Annotated in this window: 11 protein-coding genes and 1 pseudogene; 8 read left to right on the forward strand and 4 right to left on the reverse strand. The window is 34.1% G+C overall.

The window, feature by feature from the left end:
- Positions 1-36: 36 nt before the first annotated feature.
- The gene (locus D1815_RS13765) at positions 37-738 is read left to right on the forward strand and encodes an NUDIX domain-containing protein (protein WP_027395188.1); all 702 of its coding nucleotides are present in this window, start codon (positions 37-39) and stop codon (positions 736-738) included.
- Between the two features lie 38 nt (positions 739-776).
- Here the strand turns inward: D1815_RS13765 and D1815_RS13770 are convergent.
- The 4 genes and pseudogenes from D1815_RS13770 to D1815_RS13785 form a co-directional block, all read right to left on the reverse strand.
- A pseudogene (locus D1815_RS13770) lies at positions 777-2,177 on the reverse strand (sulfatase-like hydrolase/transferase).
- 139 nt (positions 2,178-2,316) lie between these two features.
- Positions 2,317-3,507, reverse strand: a complete 1,191-nt coding sequence (locus D1815_RS13775; RefSeq protein ID WP_205486642.1) for a family 16 glycosylhydrolase — start codon at positions 3,505-3,507, stop codon at positions 2,317-2,319.
- A 77-nt stretch (positions 3,508-3,584) separates the two neighbouring features.
- The gene (locus tag D1815_RS13780) at positions 3,585-4,862 is read right to left on the reverse strand and encodes an Ig-like domain-containing protein (RefSeq protein WP_147404045.1); all 1,278 of its coding nucleotides are present in this window, start codon (positions 4,860-4,862) and stop codon (positions 3,585-3,587) included.
- Between the two features lie 353 nt (positions 4,863-5,215).
- The gene (locus D1815_RS13785; protein WP_118387656.1) at positions 5,216-5,863 is read right to left on the reverse strand and encodes a T9SS type A sorting domain-containing protein; all 648 of its coding nucleotides are present in this window, start codon (positions 5,861-5,863) and stop codon (positions 5,216-5,218) included.
- Positions 5,864-6,429: 566 nt separating this feature from the next.
- Here D1815_RS13785 and D1815_RS13790 point away from each other — a divergent pair.
- The 7 genes from D1815_RS13790 to D1815_RS13830 all read left to right on the forward strand — a co-directional run bounded on the left by D1815_RS13790 (position 6,430) and on the right by D1815_RS13830 (position 24,148).
- On the forward strand, positions 6,430-9,570 hold the full coding sequence (locus D1815_RS13790; protein ID WP_118387658.1) for a TonB-dependent receptor: 3,141 nt from the start codon (positions 6,430-6,432) through the stop codon (positions 9,568-9,570).
- A 25-nt stretch (positions 9,571-9,595) separates the two neighbouring features.
- A complete protein-coding gene (locus tag D1815_RS13795) occupies positions 9,596-11,314 on the forward strand; it encodes a RagB/SusD family nutrient uptake outer membrane protein (RefSeq protein WP_118387660.1) in 1,719 nt (572 codons plus the stop codon).
- Positions 11,315-11,327: 13 nt separating this feature from the next.
- A complete protein-coding gene (locus D1815_RS13800; protein WP_118389999.1) occupies positions 11,328-12,875 on the forward strand; it encodes a hypothetical protein in 1,548 nt (515 codons plus the stop codon).
- Positions 12,876-13,055: 180 nt separating this feature from the next.
- Entirely contained in the window at positions 13,056-14,198 is a 1,143-nt protein-coding gene (locus D1815_RS13805; protein WP_118387662.1) for a family 16 glycosylhydrolase, read from the forward strand.
- A 35-nt stretch (positions 14,199-14,233) separates the two neighbouring features.
- Positions 14,234-16,105 carry an alkaline phosphatase D family protein gene (locus D1815_RS13810; protein WP_118387664.1) on the forward strand — a complete coding sequence of 624 codons (1,872 nt, stop codon included), beginning with the start codon at positions 14,234-14,236 and terminating at the stop codon, positions 16,103-16,105.
- Between the two features lie 1,150 nt (positions 16,106-17,255).
- Positions 17,256-21,128, forward strand: a complete 3,873-nt coding sequence (locus D1815_RS13815; RefSeq protein WP_205486643.1) for a carbohydrate-binding protein — start codon at positions 17,256-17,258, stop codon at positions 21,126-21,128.
- Positions 21,129-21,589: 461 nt separating this feature from the next.
- Positions 21,590-24,148 (forward strand): carbohydrate-binding protein, encoded by a 2,559-nt coding sequence (locus tag D1815_RS13830; RefSeq protein ID WP_118387666.1) that lies wholly within the window; start codon positions 21,590-21,592, stop codon positions 24,146-24,148.
- Positions 24,149-24,173 lie beyond the last annotated feature (25 nt).

Consider the following 24,173-nt stretch of genomic DNA (forward strand, 5'->3'; position numbering starts at 1 on the left):
TAATTATTACATTTATTATTTTTTAAAGAATATTTTATGGAGTTTGCCAAAAATCAGCAAAATAGTTGGTACGAAAATAAGGAGCAGGTATTGGTTGCTGTAGACTGTATCATCTTTGGATTTGACAATGAAACTTTAAAACTTCTTGTTTTTAAGCGAGAAATACAACCTCTAAAAGGTTCATGGTCTTTGATTGGAAGTTTTATCAGACAAAATGAAAATGCTAATCAAGCTGGTTTAAGAATCTTAAAAGATATTACAGGTCTGGAAAACATTTTTATGGAAGAGCTAAAGACCTACTCAGCAGTCGATAGAGATCCTGGAGCACGCTGTATTTCTATTGGCCAATATGCTCTAATCCGAATCGATGAGAATAATAAAGAACTAGTGAATAAACATGGTGCATTTTGGTTTTCGCTAGATGAGTTACCAGAATTAGTATTAGACCATAATCAAATGGTAAAAGATGCGCTGGATAGACTACGTGAAAAGGCTAGATTTTCTCCAATTGGTTTTGAGTTACTTCCGAAGCACTTTACTTTACCTCAAATTCAAACCTTATACGAGCAGATCTTTCAGAAAAAACTGGATTCTAGAAACTTTAGAAAAAAATTATTATCGCTAAACTTTTTGAAAAAAACAGAAATTAAAGATAAATCCAGTTCCAAGAAAGGTGCTTATTTATATGAGTTTGACTATGAAATGGAAACAGATCAAAGTTTTATATTTAAAGGATAAGTAATTGGTTTTAAGAAGTAATTTCTTAAAACTAGTTATTAGTTCTTTTTTCTAATCCTGTATTGATCCATTCTTTCCATAGCTTTACCTTCATATATTCGTTTTAACTGCCATCTTGGTCTTTCTAATGTTAATTCCCATTGAAATAGTAGTTTGTATAATTCTTTTACTTTTTCGGGATATTTAAAGGCTAAATCATTATTTTCCGAAATATCTTCGGGAAGGTAATACAGTTCTGCTGGTCTATCAGGATATCTCAGTAATTTCCAATCTCCTTGCCGAACAACACCTCTATTTTCTTTCTTCCAAAAAAGTGTTTCGTGCGGTCGATTTTTATCTTTTTGTAAAATAAAAGGAAACAAATTCACCCCGTCAATATCTTCTAAATCCTCTAAATCACCGCCTCCCAAAGAGTAAAAGGTTGGCAATAAATCAAACGTACTAATCGGAAAATCGTAATTTCTACCTTTGGGTATTACCCCCTTCCATTTCATTATATATGGAACTCTGATCCCTCCTTCCAGATGATTGGCTTTGGTTCCACTTAGAGGTTTATTGTCTGAAGCATTTGTATCTGAAGGGCCTCCATTATCATTAGTAAATACAATTAAAGTATTTTCTTCCAAACCCAGTTCTTTTACTTTGTCAAAAACTAGTTTACAAGCCCTATCCATAGCCAAAGTCATTGCTGCAAGTTGTTTTCTTTTACCTTTTAACCGTGGAAACTGTTGTAAATCTTCTTTAGTTGCTTCCATAGGAGTATGCACAGAGTTAAAGGCCAACATGACGAAAAATGGAATGTCTTTATTTTACTCTATAAAGTTGACTGTAGCTTTTGCAAAAGAGTATGTTAAATATTCTTCTGTCTCACCAAATTTTCGAAAACCTGTTTCTAATAAATCTTCAACTCTTGATGTTGGATTATTCTCATCATATTCGAAATAACTACGTGCTCCTCCTCTAAAACCGTAGAATTCGTCAAAACCTCTTTTGGTAGGATGAAAATGATCTGCATTTCCTTGATGCCATTTCCCAAAAAGACCTGTTCGATATCCTAAATCTTTTAAATATTCAGCAATTGTTTTTTGATCCAGAGGCAACCCCATTTCGCCATCATCAATATAATAATTACTCATATATCCTGACACATTGTTCTCTTCGAAACCAAACTTTTGCTGATACTTTCCTGTTAATATTCCAGCTCTAGATGGTCCACAAACCGCAGCAGTCACATAGGCTTGATTAAACCGCATTCCTTCTTTGGCAAATTGGTCCAAATTCGGAGTTTTCATCACCTTACTCCCCTGAAAACCAAAGTCTGCATATCCCGCATCATCAGCAATAATCAAAATAATATTTGGACGTTCTTGAGAATTCATGATCGTACGAATAAAAAAAACGATTAATAAAAGTAAGCATCTTTTATATTTTGTAACCATCAATAACTTTGTAAATTTATAGTTAATACTATCATTTTCAGTAAGCTTGAAAAGAAAAGCTTAGTTTATAACTAAAAGTAACGAGTCTTACTAAGCTTTCATCTTTTCTCACTTACTTTAAACAAAAATCTAATCTAAATCAATTAACTTCTTTAGGTTCATATATACGTATCCAGTCTACCTTAAAGGTATGATTATCTTCATTTTGGATCTCTGAGTTTGACGGAGTTCTCCCATTACAAGCGTTCCAATTTTGATCCTCGACATTAATGATAATATCCATTTCTTTATCCAAATTCATCCCATTATTAAGATAATTAAGAGGATCTATAACACTGGTAGAAGAATTGCTTTGCGCTTGCTCCAAACTACTCGCTTGATTAACTGCCTGAAATCCATTGGCCGCAGTTGGCAAAGAACCATTGCTAACAGGTTGTGGATAGGTGTATAGCCAATTACCGTTGACATCTCTACTTGCAAATGCATTATCCGAAAGCACTCTTACTTTTTCACCATCAATGTAATATTCCAGATGCTTTGGATCTCTCCAGTACACTCCAATTCGTACCCATTGACCACCCCACTGACTTACTCCATTTTTTCTCCACCAACTTCCTGCGTCTCTTGGTTGGTAATCCTGAAAAGGATTTCTAATAAAAGTATGATGACTAAGGTGTATACGCTCTGCTAACCATAAATTTCTATCATCTTCTCCAGTTCCACCATAGGCCTCAATAATATCTATTTCCTGAGTATCATCAGGGCTTAATAACCAAACATCAGAAGCCGTAACTGCATCCGCAACTCTTACTCTTGCCTCTACATAAACAGGGTACTTTACTCTTGTGGTAGAAGTAATACAACCTGCTCTAGTACTAGGTAGAGTCCAAGTTTCTGCCACACCATCTACATCACAATCTACATCAAAAGATTTCGTTTCTCCTGTGACTCTTGTAGCCTTGATTTGAAGATCTCCATCTCCAACAGAAACATTTTCCCTAACCCACTTAGTAGGACCTGGTCCTTCCCAATTATTGTGATAAAAATTAGTCCATTTTCCTCCAAATGTCGCCACGCTTGACGTGGCAGTAAAATTGTAATTAAAATCATCCGAAGCTTCCTGATTTAATTTCCAAAACTTACCCTCGCCCGCTTCTGGTGGAATATCTACACCTTCCCAATCGAAACCTTGATCATCAGGATCCGTTACAACGATGTCAGGATCAGGATTAGTAATGGTGACAGGATTCCCAATATCATCTCCATTAGAACAGGATTTTAATGATATAAATACACTACAAAGTAATAATATTGATATTTTCATCTTCATAACATTAAGCTTTTAGTTCTATAAATTTTGTAGGGTTTTAAAAGCGTATTTTTAATATTTTAAACGTATTATTCAGCTTACTTATCTTCTAATTTCCAGGTTCTTACCCAGTCAATTCTCATGGTGTTTATGGCATCGTCCCCTAAATCAGACTTTGGAGGAAGTCCTCCTAACCAATTAGCTTCATTAGTCCACAAATCAAAAATTATCTCTAAATCTCTGGTAAAAACACGATTCGGAAAATCATCTCCTGTTTCATGGTTACCAACTACAACACTTCCTGCAGGTTCTCCATCCAAATAAAACTGAACATTTTTATTATCCTTCCACCATACTCCAACGATATGATATTCCTCATTCCATCTAATACCTTTTAGAGGATTGGTATCTGACAAATTATTATTACTATAATTTCCTTTATTTCTAATAGTAACCGGAGTTAGATTTGAATCGGCATGAAAATACTGAGAGTTCATAGTTGTTGGAAAGTCTGGCTGACAATTACAAGAAGGTTTAGAATTGTTCTCTATAATGTCAATTTCATCTCTATCAGAAATATCACCGTTATTTAACCAATAAGTATTATAGGCAGATATATGAGCTGTTTTTATCCTAGCTTCTGTATACATAGGATAGCTTGTTTTCTCTCTAGAATGTATTCTTGCCGTTTGGAACCATCTTTGTTCTGGATTAGATTCATTGAGAGTAGCTTTTATCCATAAATTACCATTAGTAACACCAGAATTTTCATTAGAATTAGACATGAAAACTGGTACTCCGTAGTTCCAAGTAGACTTAAACCACTTATTAGCATCCCAGGCATCAAATTCATCAGACATTGTTTCCATTTTCACCCACTTTTTGTCAAGAGGTGTTGTATCATCAATAGATACAAAAGATGGTAAATCAGGATCTATATTATTAAAGTCCTCTACTGTTGGAATAAAAGGGTTAACTACAATGTTTACATTAGCCGTAGCCTCATCTCCATCTGCATCTGTAACAACATATGTAAATCGATCAGTTCCGTCATAATTGTAATTGGGAATATATTCAAATATACCATCACTAATTTCTGTAATAGCCCCATTGGATGGTTCAGTAGATATACTATAATCATCTCCATCTCCGCCGTTTTCGCCAATTATATCATTTGAAGCAACGTTTATTCTATTTGCTTCTCCCGAATTACTATCTTCTTCAACCGTTAAGGCATCATTCACAGTAACTGGCTCACTATCCATAGAACTCGTATCTGGTTTAGAGTCTTCGTTGGAGCAATTAGACATTACCAGACCCAACACAACTATGGATAAGACTTTTAGGTTAGTATTCGAACACAATTTTTTAAACATTTTCTTTTTCTTTTTAATTAATTCAACTTGGTAATCTGACTCAATTCAATTTATTGCTTTAAATATTCTATAAAGCATTACACTATAATTACACAGCTATGTTATTCTAAAATCACTTTTGTAATATCCTAATATCATCAATAGATTTATTTTCAATTAACAGATATAATAGCATCCTCTTCTATAAAATGTTTCATCTACACATTTATCTCATTTATAGATTATATTACTAATGGAAAAATGCTCTTGCATTTACAACAAAAGTTAGTTACGCAATAATGTTATTTAAAAGAAGTATGATTAGGCATAAAAACACCTAATCATACTAAACAATAAAAACTAATAACTCTAAATTAGATTTTTACAAACTTTCCTGTTCCTTTTTCCGTCTGTATAAAATAGGTCCCAGCAGTTAATTCTTCTACATTTAATGATGTCGCTCCTTTTACCGATTTCACAGTTCTTCCTGTGAAATCTATAATAGTATATTGCTCTGAAATCAATTCATTATTAAAGTATAAAACATCCTTTACTGGGTTTGGGTAAAAACCAATTATACTTTTTTCATTATCAAAGGAATCAATAGATAGTGTTGAATCTACTGTTATAGAAGTATTATCATTAACAAACCCACCATCATTATTATAGGACATAAATATGATTAATAGGTATTGATTCCCAGATGGCAGACTTGATGTATTAGGAGCATTAGCATCAATAGTATAATCGAACGTCACATTATTTTGTGAATTTGGCTGCTGACCAGAATTTTCATCAATAGGAAATACCTGATTGTAATCATTTACAATATTAAAGGAAGCATCTACCTCTCTTAATATAATACTAACATAGAAAAAGTCTTCTGAGCCTGCATCATAGGAAACATCCATATTAATAGTTTCGCCGGGAGCAACTGCACTAATTGGATTGTTCCATGTAACACTCTGAGAAAAACCTAAAGAAATACTAAAAAGGAAATAAATTAACGTAACTTTTTTCATGATCTTAATTTTTAAAGATCTAAAATTAATATTTAATAAAATGATAAGATAAATATCCAACTAGACTAAAACTGAACGAAACTGTATGGTTTAGAAAAATTATGATAAAAAGATATCTTTCAAACTTTATCAAGTAGGAACTTAGCAATTTTTCTAAGTAATTTTTAAAAAAGTGAACTTTTGTAAAGATACAATCCTAAAAGTGATACTTTTTTTTAAACAATTTGTTATATTATTGTTTCTAATATGTTAAGAGTTAAAAAACCTTGAAATCCAATGATAATTGGGTTTTTGAATTAATTTTTCTTATTAAAAAGAAGAATTAGCAGCAATAAATATATGTCTTTATTAAATTGCAAATTGTTAATACTACCTTTATCTCATCTAAGTAAATATTTAACACTTTTTTTCACAAAAAAACACTCGTCTATTTTTTGTCTAGTTGCTTTTTTTTTAATAAAACCTTAAGATTTATATGTTTGTTTTGATCATTTCAGTGAATTGAGTTCAAAAAAATGAGAAATCATTAATAAGTATTAAATTTTACTAAGTTTCTATTATCATTTATGAAAAATAACAAAACAACTACGACCAAAAAATATCATTGGTTACTAATCTGTATACTGATGTTATGTTTCGTCAGTACGAAAGCGCAAGATAAAATGAATATTGCCGGACAAATTATAGATGAGACCGGTATGCCCTTATTAGGAGTAAATGTTTTAATAGAGGGAACCAATAGAGGTGCCGTCTCTGATTTTGATGGAAATTTTGAAATAAAAGCTTCCAAAGGCGAAGTGCTAGTATTTTCCTCTTTAGGTTTTATGAATCAGTCTATAACAATAGGAGACAATACAACCATCAGCATTGTTCTAGCTCAGGACAGTCAAGAACTAGAACAAGTAGTCGTTATCGGTTATGGAACCCAAAGAAAAATTGAAGTAACAGGGGCGGTAAACAGTGTAAGTGCTGAAGTTATTGCTAAAGCACCTGTATCTGATGTTGCTGAATCCTTACAAGGACAAATAGCTGGGGTTAACATACAAGCCAGTAATGGTAGACCAGGTGAAGAGGCAAACATACAGATTCGAGGAATTGGTTCGTTGAGTCCCGGTTCTTTAGGCCCTCTTTTTGTAGTAGATGGAATACCTTTTCAAGGAAATCCTAATATAGCACCAGAACAAATAGAGTCTATAGATATTCTAAAAGATGGTGCCTCTGCTGCAGTTTATGGAGTAAGAGCCGCTAATGGAGTCATTCTTATTACCACAAAAAAAGGTAAACAAGGACAATTAAAAGTAGATTATTCAACATACCTAGCTGTTCAAAATATTACTTCTGGTGTGCCTCTGATGAACACCAGTCAACAACTTTTTTCAGATCAAGCCGTTAATGATGCCGATGGAACTGTAAACAATACATTCTTTCTAAATCCAAATGCTCTTGATTTTGATAGTGATTTTGTGGGCGACGTTCAAAATGATAATGCATTAATACAAAACCATAATTTAAATATTTCAGGTGGAGTTGGAAATCTTTCCTTAAATATCAATGGTTCTTATTTTGATCAGGAAGGGGTACTTATTAATTCTGGTTTTAACAGATTGACTACGAGAATTACCGGACAATACACAAAGGAACGATTAAAGATCTTTACAAGTATTGGTATCACAGACGAACTTAGAATTCAAGAACCATTTGCTTTATTAGAGCAAGCAGTTGCTCAAAGGCCTTTTCAGCCTCCAATTTCTAATATTCAACCAGTTAATGGTGTGGTACAATTAGGAGTTGGAACTGGACAACCAGAGTTGTTGAGTTTTTTAACAAGGCTCTTGAATGATGAAGATGAAAGACGTATTAGAAGTTCGAATATCGCTTTTAGTTTAGATTATGAAATCCTTCAAGGATTAACTTATAAAGTTAATTTAGGTAGAAACAATTGGAATTTTAGAAGAAACTTTTTGCGACCACAGTATCTTCTTTTCAATGTACAAGGAGATTTTGTACCTGGTGCATCTAGAGAAGATGCAATCTTACAAGAGAGCTTTATTTTTACACAAAGAAATACTATAGAAAATTCCTTAAACTATAATGTAGATTTTGGCAATCACAATATTAAGCTTCTTGCACTGGCATCTTATGAACAATTCGATTCCAAAAATTTAAGTACAGGTGTTATTGGCCTTGCGAGTAATGATACACCTGTTTTAGGTCAAGGGCAAGAACCAATAAATCCTAGTGGATTTGACATTACTAATAAGTTGAACGGTTTACTAGGTAGGGTTCAATATAATTTCGATGATAGATACCTTTTATCTGCCAGTGTAAGAAGAGACGGTTCTTCAAATTTCCCTACATCCAATAGATTTAAGGTTTTTTACGGAGTTTCTGCCGGTTGGAATATTAGCGAAGAACCTTTCTTTAAAAATGCAAATCTCGATTTTATAAATAACTTTAAGCTAAGAGGAAGTATTGCTGAAGTTGGAAATCAAACGGTGGCAGGAACTAATCCAACACCATTCATACCAACGATAGAATCGGGTGTGAATTTTATTTTTGGGGAAGCTGAAAATCTAGCTTTTGGTCAAATAGGAAGACGTTTGGTAGATCCCAATATTCAATGGGAAACTAAAATATCAAGAAATGTTGGTATAGATCTGTCCATGTTTAGCAACAAACTTAGTTTTACCGCAGACTACTACCTAAATGACAGAAAAGATCTTCTATTAGAAGAAAGGCTTCCTCCATCTACAGGAACCAGTGCTCCAAGAGACAACAGCTTTAGAAGTCGCGTTGTAAATGCAGGAAATTTAACTAATCAAGGGATCGAACTTGCATTATCATATAAAGACCAAACAACTTACGGGTTAAAATGGAATGTTGGTGCTACTTTTACTCAAAATGTTAATGAAGTTACTGATCTTAACGGTACAAGTAGAGGTTTTTCAGGAGGAACTCCTGTATTTACAGTAGGTAATGTGGATAATACTACATTTCTAGCAGAAGGATTTGAAGCAGGTGCATTTTTCTTGCTTCAAAACGAAGGAGTGATTCAAACTCAGGAAGAGTTATTATCCTATCAACAAATAGTTCCTGATGCGAGAATTGGAGATATTGCTTACATTGATCAACCTACTGTTGATACCGATGGTGATGGAGTTCCAGATACTGCAGATGGCACTATTAATGATGATGATAGAGTGTATGCAGGATCTGGACAAGCAGAATTTGAAGCTGGTTTAAATTTAAATCTTGAATATAAAGGTTTTGATTTTTTTATACAGAATTACTTCTCGTATGGTGCCGAAGTTTATAACGGTGCTCGTCTTTCTGCTTATATCAATGGTAGACATGAAGAACAATTTAACCAATGGACACCACAGAATCCAACTTCCAATATTCCTGCCAGAAGAGCCGGAAATGTATCTACTGCTAGTACTAGAGCAAGATCCGACTTTTTCCTGGAAGATGGATCGTACTGGAGAATACGAAATATTACCTTAGGATATTCAATTCCTAAAGATGCGTTGCCAAATTTCTTTTCCAAGTTTAGAATTTATGCAACATCTCAAAACCCTTTTACATTTACAGAATATACAGGTTTTGATCCTGAAATTGGTGGAGACGGAATCTTTACAAGAGGGGTAGATCAATTAACCTACCCGGTTTCCCGAAGAATTTTATTTGGTGTTCAACTTGGTTTTTAAAACATACTTATATAATTAATTTATTATGAAAATTAAAAATAATTTAAAAACTTATATCACAGCAATCCTAGGGATCATTATCCTATCAGGCTGTGAATTGGATGTAGACAATCCAAATGCAGTAACCGAAGAAACTTTTTGGAGAACTTCCAATGATTTCGACGCAGCACTTACTACTGTATATGGTGCTCTTCAATTTCAAGGTATTAGTGGATCTGGATTAGCATTTGAAATGCTTCTAGGAGACGAAGCAGGTACTGAAAACTTTTACAGACAAATTGAATTTGCTTCTTTAAATTTTGGTGATGCCAGTGAACAAGTAGTTGATAAATGGAATGAACTATATATTGGTATCTTCCGAGCTAATCAAGTACTAGAGCAACTTCCACTAAATATTGATGTATTTGATGATCCGGAAGAAGCAATAATTATCGAGGCTCAAGCTAGATTTCTAAGGGCATTTTATCATTTCCAAGTAGCACATTCTTATGGTGGTGCAGTTATTAGAACTTCAGTTCCTAGAACATCAGAAGAAATAGCAACACCTTTTAGTTCCATAGAAGAAGTTACCAATCAGGTTATCATCCCCGATCTTATTTTTGCTAAAGAAAATCTTCCAGAAGCGTGGCCTTCTGCTGATTTAGGTAGAATAACTTGGGGAGCAGCTACAGCATTATTAGGAAAAACATATTTGTACTCAGAACAATGGGAACAGGCTGCTAATCAATTTAGAGAAGTCATAGATTCAAATATTTATAGCTTAGCTCAAAATAATCTAGATAACTTTTCTCACTTAACGGAATTCAACACGGAATCAATTCTTGAGACTCCCTACTCTGTGGAATTCAATCCTGGTGCCAATGGTAATATTGTAGATAACAATACCTTCGAAACTGGTGCTGAAGCAAGTGGAGTAGCTCAGTCTATGGGACAATTACAGTTTGGAGCATTTAATGTTGTGCTTCCTACCTATTATCTTCATGAGCTTTTTGTCAGAGATGAAATCGATCCTAACAATCCAATTAATGATGGAAATATGCAATCCAAAAGAATGGGAGCTAGTATTGTTCCTGTAGATGGAGATGGTCTATATTATGGATTACCTATTAATGATAAGCCTGGTTGGGTATTTGGTCAAAGTTCTTACGCAAAAAAATATTCTAACTGGTATCACTTGGAAAGTGAAGATGGAAATAGTCGTTCCGAAATCAATTTTAGACATATTCGCTTAGCAGATGTGTATTTAATGTATGCTGAAGCTGTTCTTGAAGCAAATGGTGACATTGATACGGCAATAGAATTCATCGATAGAATAAGAAGAAGAGCTGGGGTAATCACATTAAGACAGTATATAGATGATAATGGTGGATTTCCTCAATTTCATGTAAGTGAGCAAGTAAATGGTATTCAGCCTTTTGTAACTCCATCTGCAGAAACTATAATGAAACATTTAAGACGTGTAGAAAGACCTTTGGAGTTATGTTTTGAAGGGCACCGATGGAAAGATTTAGTAAGATGGGGAATTGCAGGAGATGTCCTGAATGAATTAGTACAAGATGAATTGTGGAGAGAAGCAAATTTTGATGCTCTGGATATTGGTGGTGTTGGTGTAGCTCCACTATTTATTAGAGAAAAATTAAGACGTGATTTTGGTATAGCAAGCCAAAATTATAACTCGGCAGTTCATGACTATTTCCCTATTCCAGCAGCCGAATTACAAACAAATGATGAAATTGGTAATTAAAAAAATTACAAATATGAAGAAGTTATTAAAATTTATAACAGTACTGATAATCGGTTTTATTACCATTATTAGTTGTCAAAATGATGATGTTGATACCGATGTTCCAAGTCAACGAGTAATTTTTACTTCAGAGCAAAGTCAGGCTAATCAAATTCGAGTTAATACTAGCCTTACTTTCGGAGATGTATCTACAGGAGTAGTTTCAAGAACTTGGGCATTCCCAGAAGGTGTCGCTAATGTTACCCAATCAAATAGTGATGTTGTAAAAGCAATTTTTACACAAGTCGGTGAACATAACGTAACCTTAAGTCAGGTTTTTGAAGAAGATGCTTTCGTAGATGGAGAACTCAGAGGACGTGAATTAGATACTACTATTGTTGTAACCGTAATAGAACCAATTGCCGTAGATTTAAGGGCTAATTATATTAATCCTGATGGTACTCTGGGAGCTGCACTAACTATGAACAACAATGCCGAAAATGAGGTGATTGCTAGTAGGGCTGTTCGTTATACTTTTGACCTTGTAGGAGAACCATTAAATATCGATTGGACTTTGGATGGAGGAGATCCTGAAACAGCTACCGGAACTAATCAAGTAGATGTTACCTATAAACGTTTGGGAACTTATGGAATTAGCGTAGATGCAAATACCAATAGACCTATGGGACAAGCTATAGCTGCTTTTTCAAACTTAGTGAAAGTTATCCCTTCTACAGATCCTGTTACTTTAGATGGAGTTCGAGGAAGAAGAGATGGAACCTTGGCATTAGAATTTAGCAGAGAAATGGATGAAGCTACTGTTGTAAGTGATCAATTCTCTATCAATGTAGAAAATAATGGAACTCCTATCTCTGTAACCATACAAAGTGTTCAAGTGAACCCTGCAGAAAGAAATATTTTATTAGTTTCTTTAAGTGGAGACCAAATCTACATTGATGACACAGTATCTGTTTCCTATACTGCAGGATCATTATTCACTACAGACGGAGTTCAGGCGGATAGTTTTATGGATATCCCAATAGATTCTTTTGAACAAGGAGAAAACATCTTAGAATCTACAACTATCGATTACAGTTTCGAAAATTCTGCTGATGATGCAAATTGGCCTTACCAATTCTGGGGTGGAAAATGGGAATTATATGACTTTTCAGTTGATTTTTCCAGAGCACGAACAGGTAGCAGAAGCGGAGTAGTTGATATGCAGGCAAACGGAGGTATGATCATTGCGCATACAGCTGGAAAACTACCTATAGAATCAGGTAAAACGTATGAAATTGGTGTTTGGGTTTATGTGGAAAATATAGGGAACACTCCTGCTGGATCTAACAATCCTGATCTTAGAATTTACTTAAGACCATCTCCTGATTTTGGAACAGGTCCAAATCCAGAATTTAATGCTTCATTCCCAACAGGAGAATGGGTATATAGCTCCATTTTAGTAACTGGAAATGCTTCTGAAGAAAAGGAATTACTTATAAGAGGAGATAATGAGTTTAATAATATGCCTATTAAAATTTACATGGATGATTTATTTGTAAGTGAGGTTGAACTTAGACCATAATATATTAGCCAATTTTTATTTTCATTTATTATCAAACTAATATCTGAAATAAGAGAGAAAGAGTGCAGGGTTATTCTAAACAATTGTTTTTTAGTCATAAACAGTTTAGGCCTCTTTCTCTTTTTTTAACATTTTCCTTTTCTCTACTATAGTGCCATTTAATTTAAAGTTTTATCGAAAATGAATAGAAAAATAAGTTTATGTAACCTTTCGGGATTGATCATATTTTTTCTTTGTTGTATCCTTGCTTGTAGTAACGATGATAACATTGTTCCAGAAAACAATTCAGATGATCCTGACGAGGAAGTTGAAGAAGAAGAGGAATTAGGTTCAATAGCTGTTTTATCTGATTGCTTATTTGGAGACACCAATTTATTTGACACTCCAGTACATAATGCTATAGAAGAAACTTCTTTAGTTGATAATGGAATGGAAAACTGGCAAAGGGTAGAAATGTTATCTGATGAATTTGATTATCTAGGAGGGAAACAATCTCCAGAATTTCAGAACAAATGGCGTCTGGGATATGTAAACAATTTTCAACCTTTACCAACCATATGGACTGGTGATCAAGTATCATTTGAAGATGACACAGCAAATCCAGGAAATCGAATACTAATTTTACAAGCTATAATTGATGAGACAGGAAATGAAAAAATACTACGTTGTGGTATGATTTCATCAAAAGAAACAAGTACCTACCCACTCTATCAAGAAGCAAAAGTAAAAACAAGCAACTCTCAATTAGCTAATGCTGTTTGGATGATCAGTAAAGAAACACAAATAGAAGAGATCGATAATGTAGAGGCATATGGACCGCGAATAAGAATAGATGGTCAAGAATGTGATCGACCATACTTTGCGGATAGAATACATCTTAGTCACCATACATTTAGACAAACTGAGACCGAAAGATTTGATTATCAACCACAAAAATATACTTGGATGTCTAGAAAAAAAGATAATAACGATTGCTCTAGAGATAATGATGTAGTTTGGAGTGAGCAGTTTCATATTTTTGGAGTTAAATGGGAAAGTCCTACCAAATTAGTCTACTTTATAGATGGAAAAAAAGTAAAAACTGTAAATGATTTGAGAGAAGAAGATGCTATAGATCCAAGAGGGTATACTACTTGCGGAGACGGTCTTACTAGAGAGATGCATATGTTGATAAGTCAGGCTTCACAACCGTGGCGATATGGAAGTGTTGATGCCTTTTGGAATAGTAATGACATAAAATCTGGTCCCAACACTAAAATGATGGTGGATTGGATCAGAGTCTATACACCATATGGTCAATTGAATAGGCAAACTTGTAATTAACATCTAATTCATTAAAACTCTATACCCGAAAACCAATGAAAATAAAGAATCGAACCCATATTCAATTACAAATAACTTTATTTTTAGTACTATTTTTAATTCCCTTTTTTGCAATACAAGCACAATCGAAGGATCTTTATTCTTACATGGCATACAATAAATTGGAAGATCGAATTTGTTTTGCCATGTATACCGTTCATGAGAATAAGCTTAAACTTACCGCACAGTTTTATCCAATAAAAAACTATGAGCCTTTTGAAGCTACTTTAGAAATAAAAAAAGATGGTAAATGGTTAGAAATAGCCAAAACAGACATAATTTATCCAGGATATATAGCTCCATTTAGCATAGAAAACTGGGATGACTCTAGAGAGATTCCATATCGTGTTGTATACAATGAAAAAGCAACTTACGAAGGTATTATAAGAAAAAACCCTATTGATAAAGAAGAGTTTGTAATGGGAGTACTTTCATGCAACTCATCATTTGCTAGTCATGGAGGTGATATTTCCCGAAATGATATTGTGGAGAATTTTAAAAAAATTAAACCAGATTTATTATTTTTTGCTGGTGATCAAGTATATGAACATAGCGAACATCTTGTTCATTGGTTGAAATTCGGCCGCGATTTTGGAGATATTATTCGAAATACTCCAACCATTTGTATAACAGACGATCATGATATTGGCCAAGGTAATATTTGGGGACAAGGAGGTATCAAATCTGATTCCCGTAGAGGTGTTCATGGAGGTTACTATATGCCTATAGAGTATATAAAAGAAGTTGAACGAGCGCAAACAAGTCATTTACCAGACCCATACGACCCTACTCCTATAGACAGAGGAATTGGTGTGTATTATACGGATTTAAAATGGGGAGGAATAAGCTTTGCTATTTTAGAAGATCGTAAATTCAAATCTGGTTTAACAGAGGTAACGAATCGAAATCCTGATATTTTTAAAAATGGTCCTGCTGAAACCTTATTTAGAAAAGATATTAATGCTAAAAAATTAGATGTCCATGACGCCACGTTATTAGGAAAAAGACAATTGGAATTTTTAGAAAATTGGACTACCGATTGGAAAGATAGCGAAATGAAAGCTGTTCTTTCTCAAACAATATTTGCTCAAGTAAGTAACTATACCGGTAAATCTACGAATGAAGTTACTCAGGATTTTGACAGTAATGCTTGGCCTCAATCACCTAGAAACAAAGCCTTATCTATTATTCGTAAAAGCTTCTCTCCTATGATAGCAGGAGACCAACATCTAGCTTCTTTTGTGCAACATGGTATTGATGATTGGGGAGATGCTGGCTTCTCTTTTGCAACACCAGCAATAGCAAATCTATGGTTACGTTGGTGGAAACCATCGGAACGAGCAAGAATTGATAAAGTTACCAATAATGCTCCAAGTTATACAGGTAGATTTCTAGATGGTTTCGGAAATAAAATGACTGTCATGGCAGTTGCCAATCCTACAGAAGATGAAATTAATAAAGGAAAACTTTTATCTACAAGGGCCGCAGGTATTGGAATTGTAAAATTCAATAAACCAAATAGAACAATCACATTTGAATGTTGGGAAAGAAATGTAGATATTACGGATCCAACCAGTAAGCAATATCTGGGATGGCCAATAACCATCTCTCAATCGGATAATTTTAAGATTAAAAAAGGTTTTGAACTTCCTACATTATTACTCAATAAGATAAATCAAGTAGTTACAATCAGAGATAGTTATACAAAAGAATTGATTTCTTCAATTAGAGTAAAAAATAACACGTATCAACCAAAAGTTTTAAAGAAAGGTGAATACAATATAGAGATAGGAGAAGGTGATAAAAAGATATCGATATATAATATCTCATCTCTGAAAAAGAATAAGGAAAAACTGGAAGTCAAATAAAATGAATGATCCCTGGCTTTTAATGTTATTTACAGAATATAGAACTTAACATAAAATACATTACTAAACTTTTTTCTATATATAAAGAGACTATAAGTTTGATTTTAATAAACTTCAACTTACTTATGACAATTTTTCAACTTTAATCAATATCTTTTGGATATATTAAAAAACAATTTGCTTATTTACTTTATACCCAACTCGTCCAAAATGTTTCAATTAATAAATCAGAAATAAAACCTCATTTATCCGAAATCGCATAGCCTCTACTATTAGATATTAACGAAAAAGTATTCTTCCTAATCTTTTTACATCCTATTTTAATAAAAATATTTTTTACTGCATTTCAATAGTAATTATTCACTAAAAAAGTTAAAAAAATATCGTATTAATATTTAAATATTTATTAATTCTTCATTTTGTTGAATATTAATCTAGTTTAATCAAAGAATATATTCGTTTTGTACAGTTTTTGTCTACGTTTTTTGAAGTCTTTTACCACTAACAACTTATAATTTTATAATTGATTTTACGAACCATTAAATCGAGAAGTTTTGGTTAGCTAGACTTATGTTTCCGGTTTTTAAACTCTAGTTCTCCATTCTTGAACTTTCAGAACATTTTTCAAGAATGTTTTGAACTAAAATACTCTATTGAATATCTGATGTATGGAATATACGAATGTTAACATATGCTACTACTAAAGAAACTTTTAACTCTTATAATCATGCCACTCGCATCATTTTTTGTCTAACCAATTAATAATATCATATGTAAACTAAAATATAAACTCAACCAGTATCGCTCTTTAAACCAATACTTAAAACCTATTTTATACGAACTTTACTTGATAGAAGTACACTTCTAGTTGCTTTAGAAAAAGCAATTGGCATTAGATTGGCATCACAATTATATCCACGAAAAAACCGTAGACATTTACAATTTAATGTAATCATCGATGTGTAACAAAACTTAGCAGAAGCGGATGTAATACCGAATTTAAAATCGGTTGCTCATTGATTCAATTTTCCCAATTTTTAAAAGTATTGACACTTTTATAAGGAAATCCACTGCTAAAATTTAAACCAAATTAGAATAAAAAACCTTCGAACCACATAACACAAATAATTTAAACTCAATTTTATTAATCATGAAAAAAATCAATTTCATTATTGTAATGGGGCTTTTTATGCTGTTTCCTATAGCAAACAGGGCCCAAAACGTAGAAGTAGATGTCAATGTCGACATAAAACATTCGGTAAACGGAGTCTCCGATTTTGGCAGGGAAAGACACATCACCATTCATTCAAATCTATATGAAGGTGATTGGAATGGAGAACTGGATAAAGCAAAATACTTAATCGATGATCTGGATGTCTATTTTGGTAGAGACAATGGAACCTCATCCTTCCTATTTGGATTTTCACCAGCCGATACAGAGAGACCTAACAAACACGATAGAGATAGCTTAACCAATATGTTAGAATTTTGGAGAGGCTTCTTTGAAGACCGATTGGTAGATGAAAATCGTGTTCAATTTAAAGATAAAATCCAAAGTATGATTATGGGAACTAATCCTCACCCCACCTATCCTACATTATCTTATGGTCATCCTAGCGGTTCTGTTTGGGGTAGAGAAAACGGATCGATTTGGATTCCTCAGGATATTGAAACTTCGGCCGAATGGGTAGTGCAGTATATGGATGAGTTCTTTACTCAAAATGCAGGCAATGAAATGCCGATGCCTAAATATTGGGAAGTCGTTAATGAACCTGATTTTGTACTAAATACAGGACAATTTATGATGTCCAGTTGGGAAGACATCTTTGAGTATCATAATCTGGTTGCCAAAGGTATAAAGGAGAAACTAGGAAGCAGAGCTCCAAAAATAGGTGGGATGACATGGGGACTTCATGACCTGTTTAATGGTGATGGTTTTTCACGTTTTCAAACTGTTGACTATGTAAACGGTTTTTATGGTAATACTCCGGCTGATGAGATAGCAAAAGCCTATGCTAGGAGTCAGGTAGACAAACCTTCTTTTTATATTGATAGAAATCAACCTTGGTTTCAGTGGGATGTGCTATGGAAAGGTTTTATGGACACAGCAGGAGATAATATGGATTTTTATGCTGTACACCTATATGATTGGCCAACATATGATGCTACTGGTGGAACCACTCGAAGAGGTGGTCATGTAGAAGCTACATTAGAAATGTTGGAATGGTATGATGTATCAAAAAACGGGGTTAATAATAGAAAACCAGTAGTTATATCAGAGTATGGAGGTGTAAATAATGCATGGGATTTTAAACCTCATGACACAAGATACGACTGGGAAATTATGAAACCTTTCAGTTCCATGTTGATGCAGTTCTTAGAAAGACCTGATTATGTAGAACTATCCATGCCGTTCACTCCAATCAAAGCGCAGTGGGGCGATACGGATTCAAACGGAGATGGTGTTCCAGAATATTTCTATCAATATAAAATGTTAAGAGATGATGACCGTGATGGAAATTGGGAATGGAGTGATTATATCAAGTGGTTCGAACTTTGGTCTGAAGTAAAAGGAACTAGAGTAGATACAAAGTCGACTGATCCAGACATTCAAGTAGATGCATATATTGATGGTGATGATGTCTACTTAATTCTGAATAACCTAGAACCTGTAGCTAAGAGTATAAATCTTAATTTCTTTGGAAACACACCTAGTCTTCAAAATGTAACCACAAAACATTTATACTTATCTGGAGTAAGAGATATACGATTAGATAGTAGTTCTGATAATGTTGCTCCCAACACGATACAGTTGGCTGCTGATGGGACTATGATCTTAAAATATGCTTATTCGAACAGCATCAATATAAATGAAGACTCCATAGAAAGAAAATTTTATGGAGTTGCGGTTAGCAATAATGAACGAATCCAGATACAACCAGGTGATAATAATTTCTTTGTAAATGGGGTTTCTGTTCCACAAAATCCTGATCAAGCAGAAGCAATATTAAAAGTGACCGCAAATCTTTTTAATGATGATGATGATGACCCAACGAGCTTTTTAAGTATTGACAAATTCGTTTTTAATGGTGTTGAAGTCGAAACTCCGATTGACTGGAGAGGAGGAAATCAAAATAGAAGTAGATGGTTTGGAACTCTTGAAATTCCAGTTCCTGCCAATTTGATCCAACAAAACAATACCATTACATTAGATTTTCGTCATGTTGGAGAAGTATGCGTAGTAAACTTAGTTACTTGGGAATTTACCAAAAAACCAGGAAGATCTGATGAAGGACCTGGAAGCCCGGATCCTATAGCAGTAACAGATGTCTCTGTTTCACCAGTATCTATAACCTTAGATCAAGGTAATACTACAACACTTACCGCAACAGTAACTCCTGCTAATGCTACTGATAAAACAATTACTTGGTCTTCTAGTAATCCTTCTATTGCATCCGTTTCTAACAATGGTTTGGTAACAGCCTTAACAATGGGGTCTGCAATGATAACAGCAACTACTATAGACGGTAGCTTTACTACTATTAGCAATATCACTGTTAATGACACCTCTATTCCTACTTCTGGAGATCAGATCATTATTGAAGCTGAAGACTTTATCACCACTGGCGGTACCTTTAATGATGCATCTGCTGGTGGACCTGGACTTGGAGTGAATGCTAATGCCAATAATATCAATTATGTAAATAGTGGAGATTATGCAGAATACACTATAAATGTTGGTAATCCTGGTGCTTACAGGATCAATTATGAAATATCTACACCTTCCGATAATGCACAAATACAACTACTCATCGATGGAACGGTAGTAGCTACAGATAATGTACCTAACAATGGACAATGGGATGATTATAACTCCTTAGTATCATCTAGTACGATCTCTAATCTAACTGCTGGTGTACACACAGTGCGCGTAGTAGCATCTGGATCTAATCCTTGGCAATGGAACTTAGATAAAATTACATTGACCAGAATAACAGGAAACACACAAGTAGATGGAGGAACCATAACTGGTGGTCCTTTTGTATTTACCGTAGGTGACGGAATTGCTGATAATGTATCTGGAATTACCCTTACCGGAAATTCAGGAACTAATTCGCAATGGGTGGTAACCGATGACCAAGAAAATATATTAGGACTACCTCCTACTCCTGAAGCTGTAAACTTTGATGAAGCTGGGGATGGATCTTGTTTCATCTATCACCTAAGCTATGAAAACGGAATTAATGGGTTAAACTCCGGAGCCAATCTATCGGGACTTTCTGGAAACTTCGACCTTTCTAATAGTATAGAAGTTATCAGAAACTCAGTAACACCTCCTAGCGCATCCTTGATCATAGAAGCTGAAGATTTTGTAGCTACTGGCGGTACTTTTGATGATGCTTTTGCTGGAGGACCAGGTTTAGGAGTGAACAGAACCTCTTCTAATATTAATTATGTCAACAACGGTGACTGGGCAGAATATACCATAAATGTAACAACAGCTGCAACGTATAATATCGAATACTTGATCTCTACGCCTTCCAGTGGAGCACAAATTCAATTATTAGTCGATGGAACTCTTGCTGCTACATCAAATGTACCTTCGAATGGAGCATGGGATAACTTCACATCTCTTGTAGATGGAACGGTAACTTTAGCAACCGGAACGCATACCATTAGAATACAAGCATCAAGTAATACAACATGGCAATGGAATCTGGATAAAATTATACTAGCTACTGACAATGCTAATCGTATGAATCCTGATAATACAACCAAACTTATAGAACCAGAGGTATACCTATTCCCTAACCCTACTACTGGTAGTGTATTTATTCAAGGATTATCTCAGGAAAAACAACACAATATCAGAATTTATGATATTAAAGGGGCTGCTTATGTAGATCAAAAACTAAACGAAAATCATATCATAGATATACAAAGTTTAACTCAAGGTATTTATTTCTTAACCATAATAAATCCTAAAAACGGAAACAGAACTCTAAAACTGATCAAAAAGTAAAATCCAAACTACCGATTGAAATATAAATATTATTTCAATCGGTAGTTTTTAATGATGTTTGTGAAATTGTACATAAGTATATTACTATATAATTCTATCAATTTAAAAATGACCATTTCAAGTCAAGTTTTATTTTCATCATAATTAGTTTTGTTCAGTTTTTGTCTATGTTTATAAAACAACTGCAACAACATAAAATTTTAATTTTGTAAAAACATTTCGAATAATTTTATTTGTTCAAAATACGTGCAAGTCCTTGATTTTTTTACCTATCTACTTCCCACCCATTTTTAGGTAATTGTAAAATCATAGATATTAATAATAGATCTCAATTTTGGACAAATTCCAAGCTGGATTGTGGTACACTTTAACCAAATCCTCTAAAATTTATTTCAAAAAGATTTCTACGAATCTAAATATTATTTAAAACCTATTAATTAAACAGTAATTTATTGTAAACCATGAATTTTCTAACACACTTTACAAATAACTCATTTGTAAAAAATCAAACTCAACTATTATTTTTATTCTTTTTATGCACTATTTCTTCCATTTCGCAAGATTGGAATGGAATACCTGTACCTGCCAATGCAGGACAAGGAAATGTTTGGGAGCTTCAGCCAGCCCCATCAGATGATTTTAATTATACCTTTAACGAAACCAATCAATTATCTAACTTCGGTAATAATAAATGGTATAACTTTTATCATAATGCCTGGGATGGTCCAGGTACCACCTATTGGCAGTACAACCATGTTTCGGTAGACGGAAGTGATCTAGTACTTAGAGCTTCCAGAAATCCCAGCACAGCAAAGCTTGGTGTCCCAGGGGTAAATTCGGGATGTATCACTGGTAATACACGTGTTAAGTTTCCAGTTTTTGTAGAAGCTAGTGTAAGCGTAGCCGATATCGTACTCGCCTCAGACGTTTGGCTTTTAAGTCCTGACGACACACAAGAAATTGATATCATAGAATGCTATGGAGGTGATGAGCAAGGAAACGAATTCTTCTCTGAATTTATTCATTTAAGTCATCATTCTTTTATTCGAAATCCATTTACAGATTATCAACCAAGAGATTTTAGTAGTTGGTGGAGCCAATCAGATGTTTCTGTTTGGGGAGAGCACCACTGGAATAATGGAAATAGAAGATATGTCCGCATCGGAGTGAATTGGATTAGCCCATTTCATTTTGAGTACTATATAGATGGTCAGTTGGTAAGAGTACTATATGATAAGGCCGTTGCAACTAATAGAAATGGTACTTGGACATATACATACCCAACTATGACAAATGGCCAGCTAGATTTTGATGCTACAGGTTTTCAGCAAATGACAGAATTTGCGACAGGAAACTCTTATTCTTTTCAAACTTTACAACAAGCTAGTAATACTTCTTCAGTAAGCATTATTGATCCATTTGAATTTCAAGGAGGAAATGGATTTTACAAGGAAATGGATATTATTATCAATGTAGAATCACAAGACTGGCATGTAGTAGCTGGTCGTACGCCTACTGATGCAGATTTAAGTGATCCTGCTAAAAATAAGATGAAAGTAGATTGGATACGCGTTTATAAACCTGTAGGTGGAGGAACAAATGTACCTGTAACGGGAGTAAATGTAACACCTGCAAATCTTACTCTTGTGGCTGGAACAACAGGCAATTTAACAGGAGCGGTAACCCCTGCGAATGCATCTACCAAAACTATGACATTTACCTCTAATAATACATCTGTGGCAACGGTAACCCAAAGTGGTGTTGTTACAGCAGTTTCTACTGGTACGGCTACCATAACTGTAAATACAACAGATGGTAATTTTACAGATACTACTATCATTACTGTAACAGGAGGTCCTACAGGAGATGGACAGGCTCCTTTTGGTGGCAGTCCTCATCCTATACCAGGAACTATCAACTCTGTTGATTTTGACAATGGAGGCCAAGGAATAGCGTATAAAGATTTGGGATCTGGCAATAATGGAACGGGACCAAGACAAAATACTGATGTAGATACTGAATTTAAAACGCCTGCAGGTAATATCGGATGGATTGCTAATGGAGAATGGCTAGAATACACTGTTAATGTAGCCACAGCAGGAACTTACACTATTGATGCTCAGGTAGCTTCTTTAAATAACAATGGAGTTTTTCATATAGAATTTAATGGTGCGGATCTTACTGGACTTCAATCTGTAAATTCAACCGGAAATTGGGGTTCTTTTATAAACAAAACAATTCCAAACGTATCTCTTCCTGCTGGTCAACAAATAATGAGAGTATTTATGGATCGTGGTAGTTTTAATTTAGGATCCATGAATTTTACAGCCACTGGTAGCATTACTAGTAATTTAATTATCGAAGCTGAAGATTTCACTAGTACTGGTGGAACTTTTAACGATACTTCTATAGGCGGTTCTGGATTAGGAGTAAATAGAAGAGCTACTACCATTAATTATGTTAATAATGGTGATTGGGCGGAGTACACAGTTAATATTACTACTGCAGGATTCTACAATGTTGAATATCTTATTTCTACACCATCTAACGGAGCACAAATTCAGTTATTAGCAGATAATGTTCTGGCATCTACCACTAACATCCCTAACAATGGATCTTGGGAAAACTACGAATCACTAAATGGAGGTGTTGTTAATCTTACAGTAGGACAACACACTATAAGAATATTAGCGTCGAGTAATACTCCTTGGCAATGGAATTTAGACAAAATCATACTTACTAGAGATGTTAATAGAAGTAATGATGAAGAATTAACCAAAGAATTGGATAAACTTGAAATGTATCCAAACCCATCATCGGGAGAAGTATTTCTAGATGGTTTAGATGCTGAACTAGAATATCACATTCGTATCTATGATATCAAAGGAACAGCACATATGAATACACCTTTGAATCAAAATCATACCATTAATATTGAGAATTTATCGAAAGGAATCTATTTCCTATCTATAAAACACCCTAAAAAAGAGACTAAAACACTAAGATTAATTAGAAACTAATTAACTTCTAATATACTCAAAATTT

This window comes from Aquimarina sp. AD1, assembly GCF_003443695.1.
GTDB classification, from domain to species: domain Bacteria; phylum Bacteroidota; class Bacteroidia; order Flavobacteriales; family Flavobacteriaceae; genus Aquimarina; species Aquimarina latercula.

Excerpts from the sequence above, each read along its gene's own strand:
- D1815_RS13765 (WP_027395188.1), top strand. The coding sequence starts at position 37 with ATGGAGTTTGCCAAAAATCAGCAAAATAGTTGGTACGAAAATAAGGAG.
- D1815_RS13775 (WP_205486642.1), bottom strand. The coding sequence starts at position 3,507 with ATGAAGATGAAAATATCAATATTATTACTTTGTAGTGTATTTATATCA.
- D1815_RS13780 (WP_147404045.1), bottom strand. The coding sequence starts at position 4,862 with ATGTTTAAAAAATTGTGTTCGAATACTAACCTAAAAGTCTTATCCATA.
- D1815_RS13785 (WP_118387656.1), bottom strand. The coding sequence starts at position 5,863 with ATGAAAAAAGTTACGTTAATTTATTTCCTTTTTAGTATTTCTTTAGGT.
- D1815_RS13790 (WP_118387658.1), top strand. The coding sequence starts at position 6,430 with ATGAAAAATAACAAAACAACTACGACCAAAAAATATCATTGGTTACTA.
- D1815_RS13795 (WP_118387660.1), top strand. The coding sequence starts at position 9,596 with ATGAAAATTAAAAATAATTTAAAAACTTATATCACAGCAATCCTAGGG.
- D1815_RS13800 (WP_118389999.1), top strand. The coding sequence starts at position 11,328 with ATGAAGAAGTTATTAAAATTTATAACAGTACTGATAATCGGTTTTATT.
- D1815_RS13805 (WP_118387662.1), top strand. The coding sequence starts at position 13,056 with ATGAATAGAAAAATAAGTTTATGTAACCTTTCGGGATTGATCATATTT.
- D1815_RS13810 (WP_118387664.1), top strand. The coding sequence starts at position 14,234 with ATGAAAATAAAGAATCGAACCCATATTCAATTACAAATAACTTTATTT.
- D1815_RS13815 (WP_205486643.1), top strand. The coding sequence starts at position 17,256 with ATGAAAAAAATCAATTTCATTATTGTAATGGGGCTTTTTATGCTGTTT.
- D1815_RS13830 (WP_118387666.1), top strand. The coding sequence starts at position 21,590 with ATGAATTTTCTAACACACTTTACAAATAACTCATTTGTAAAAAATCAA.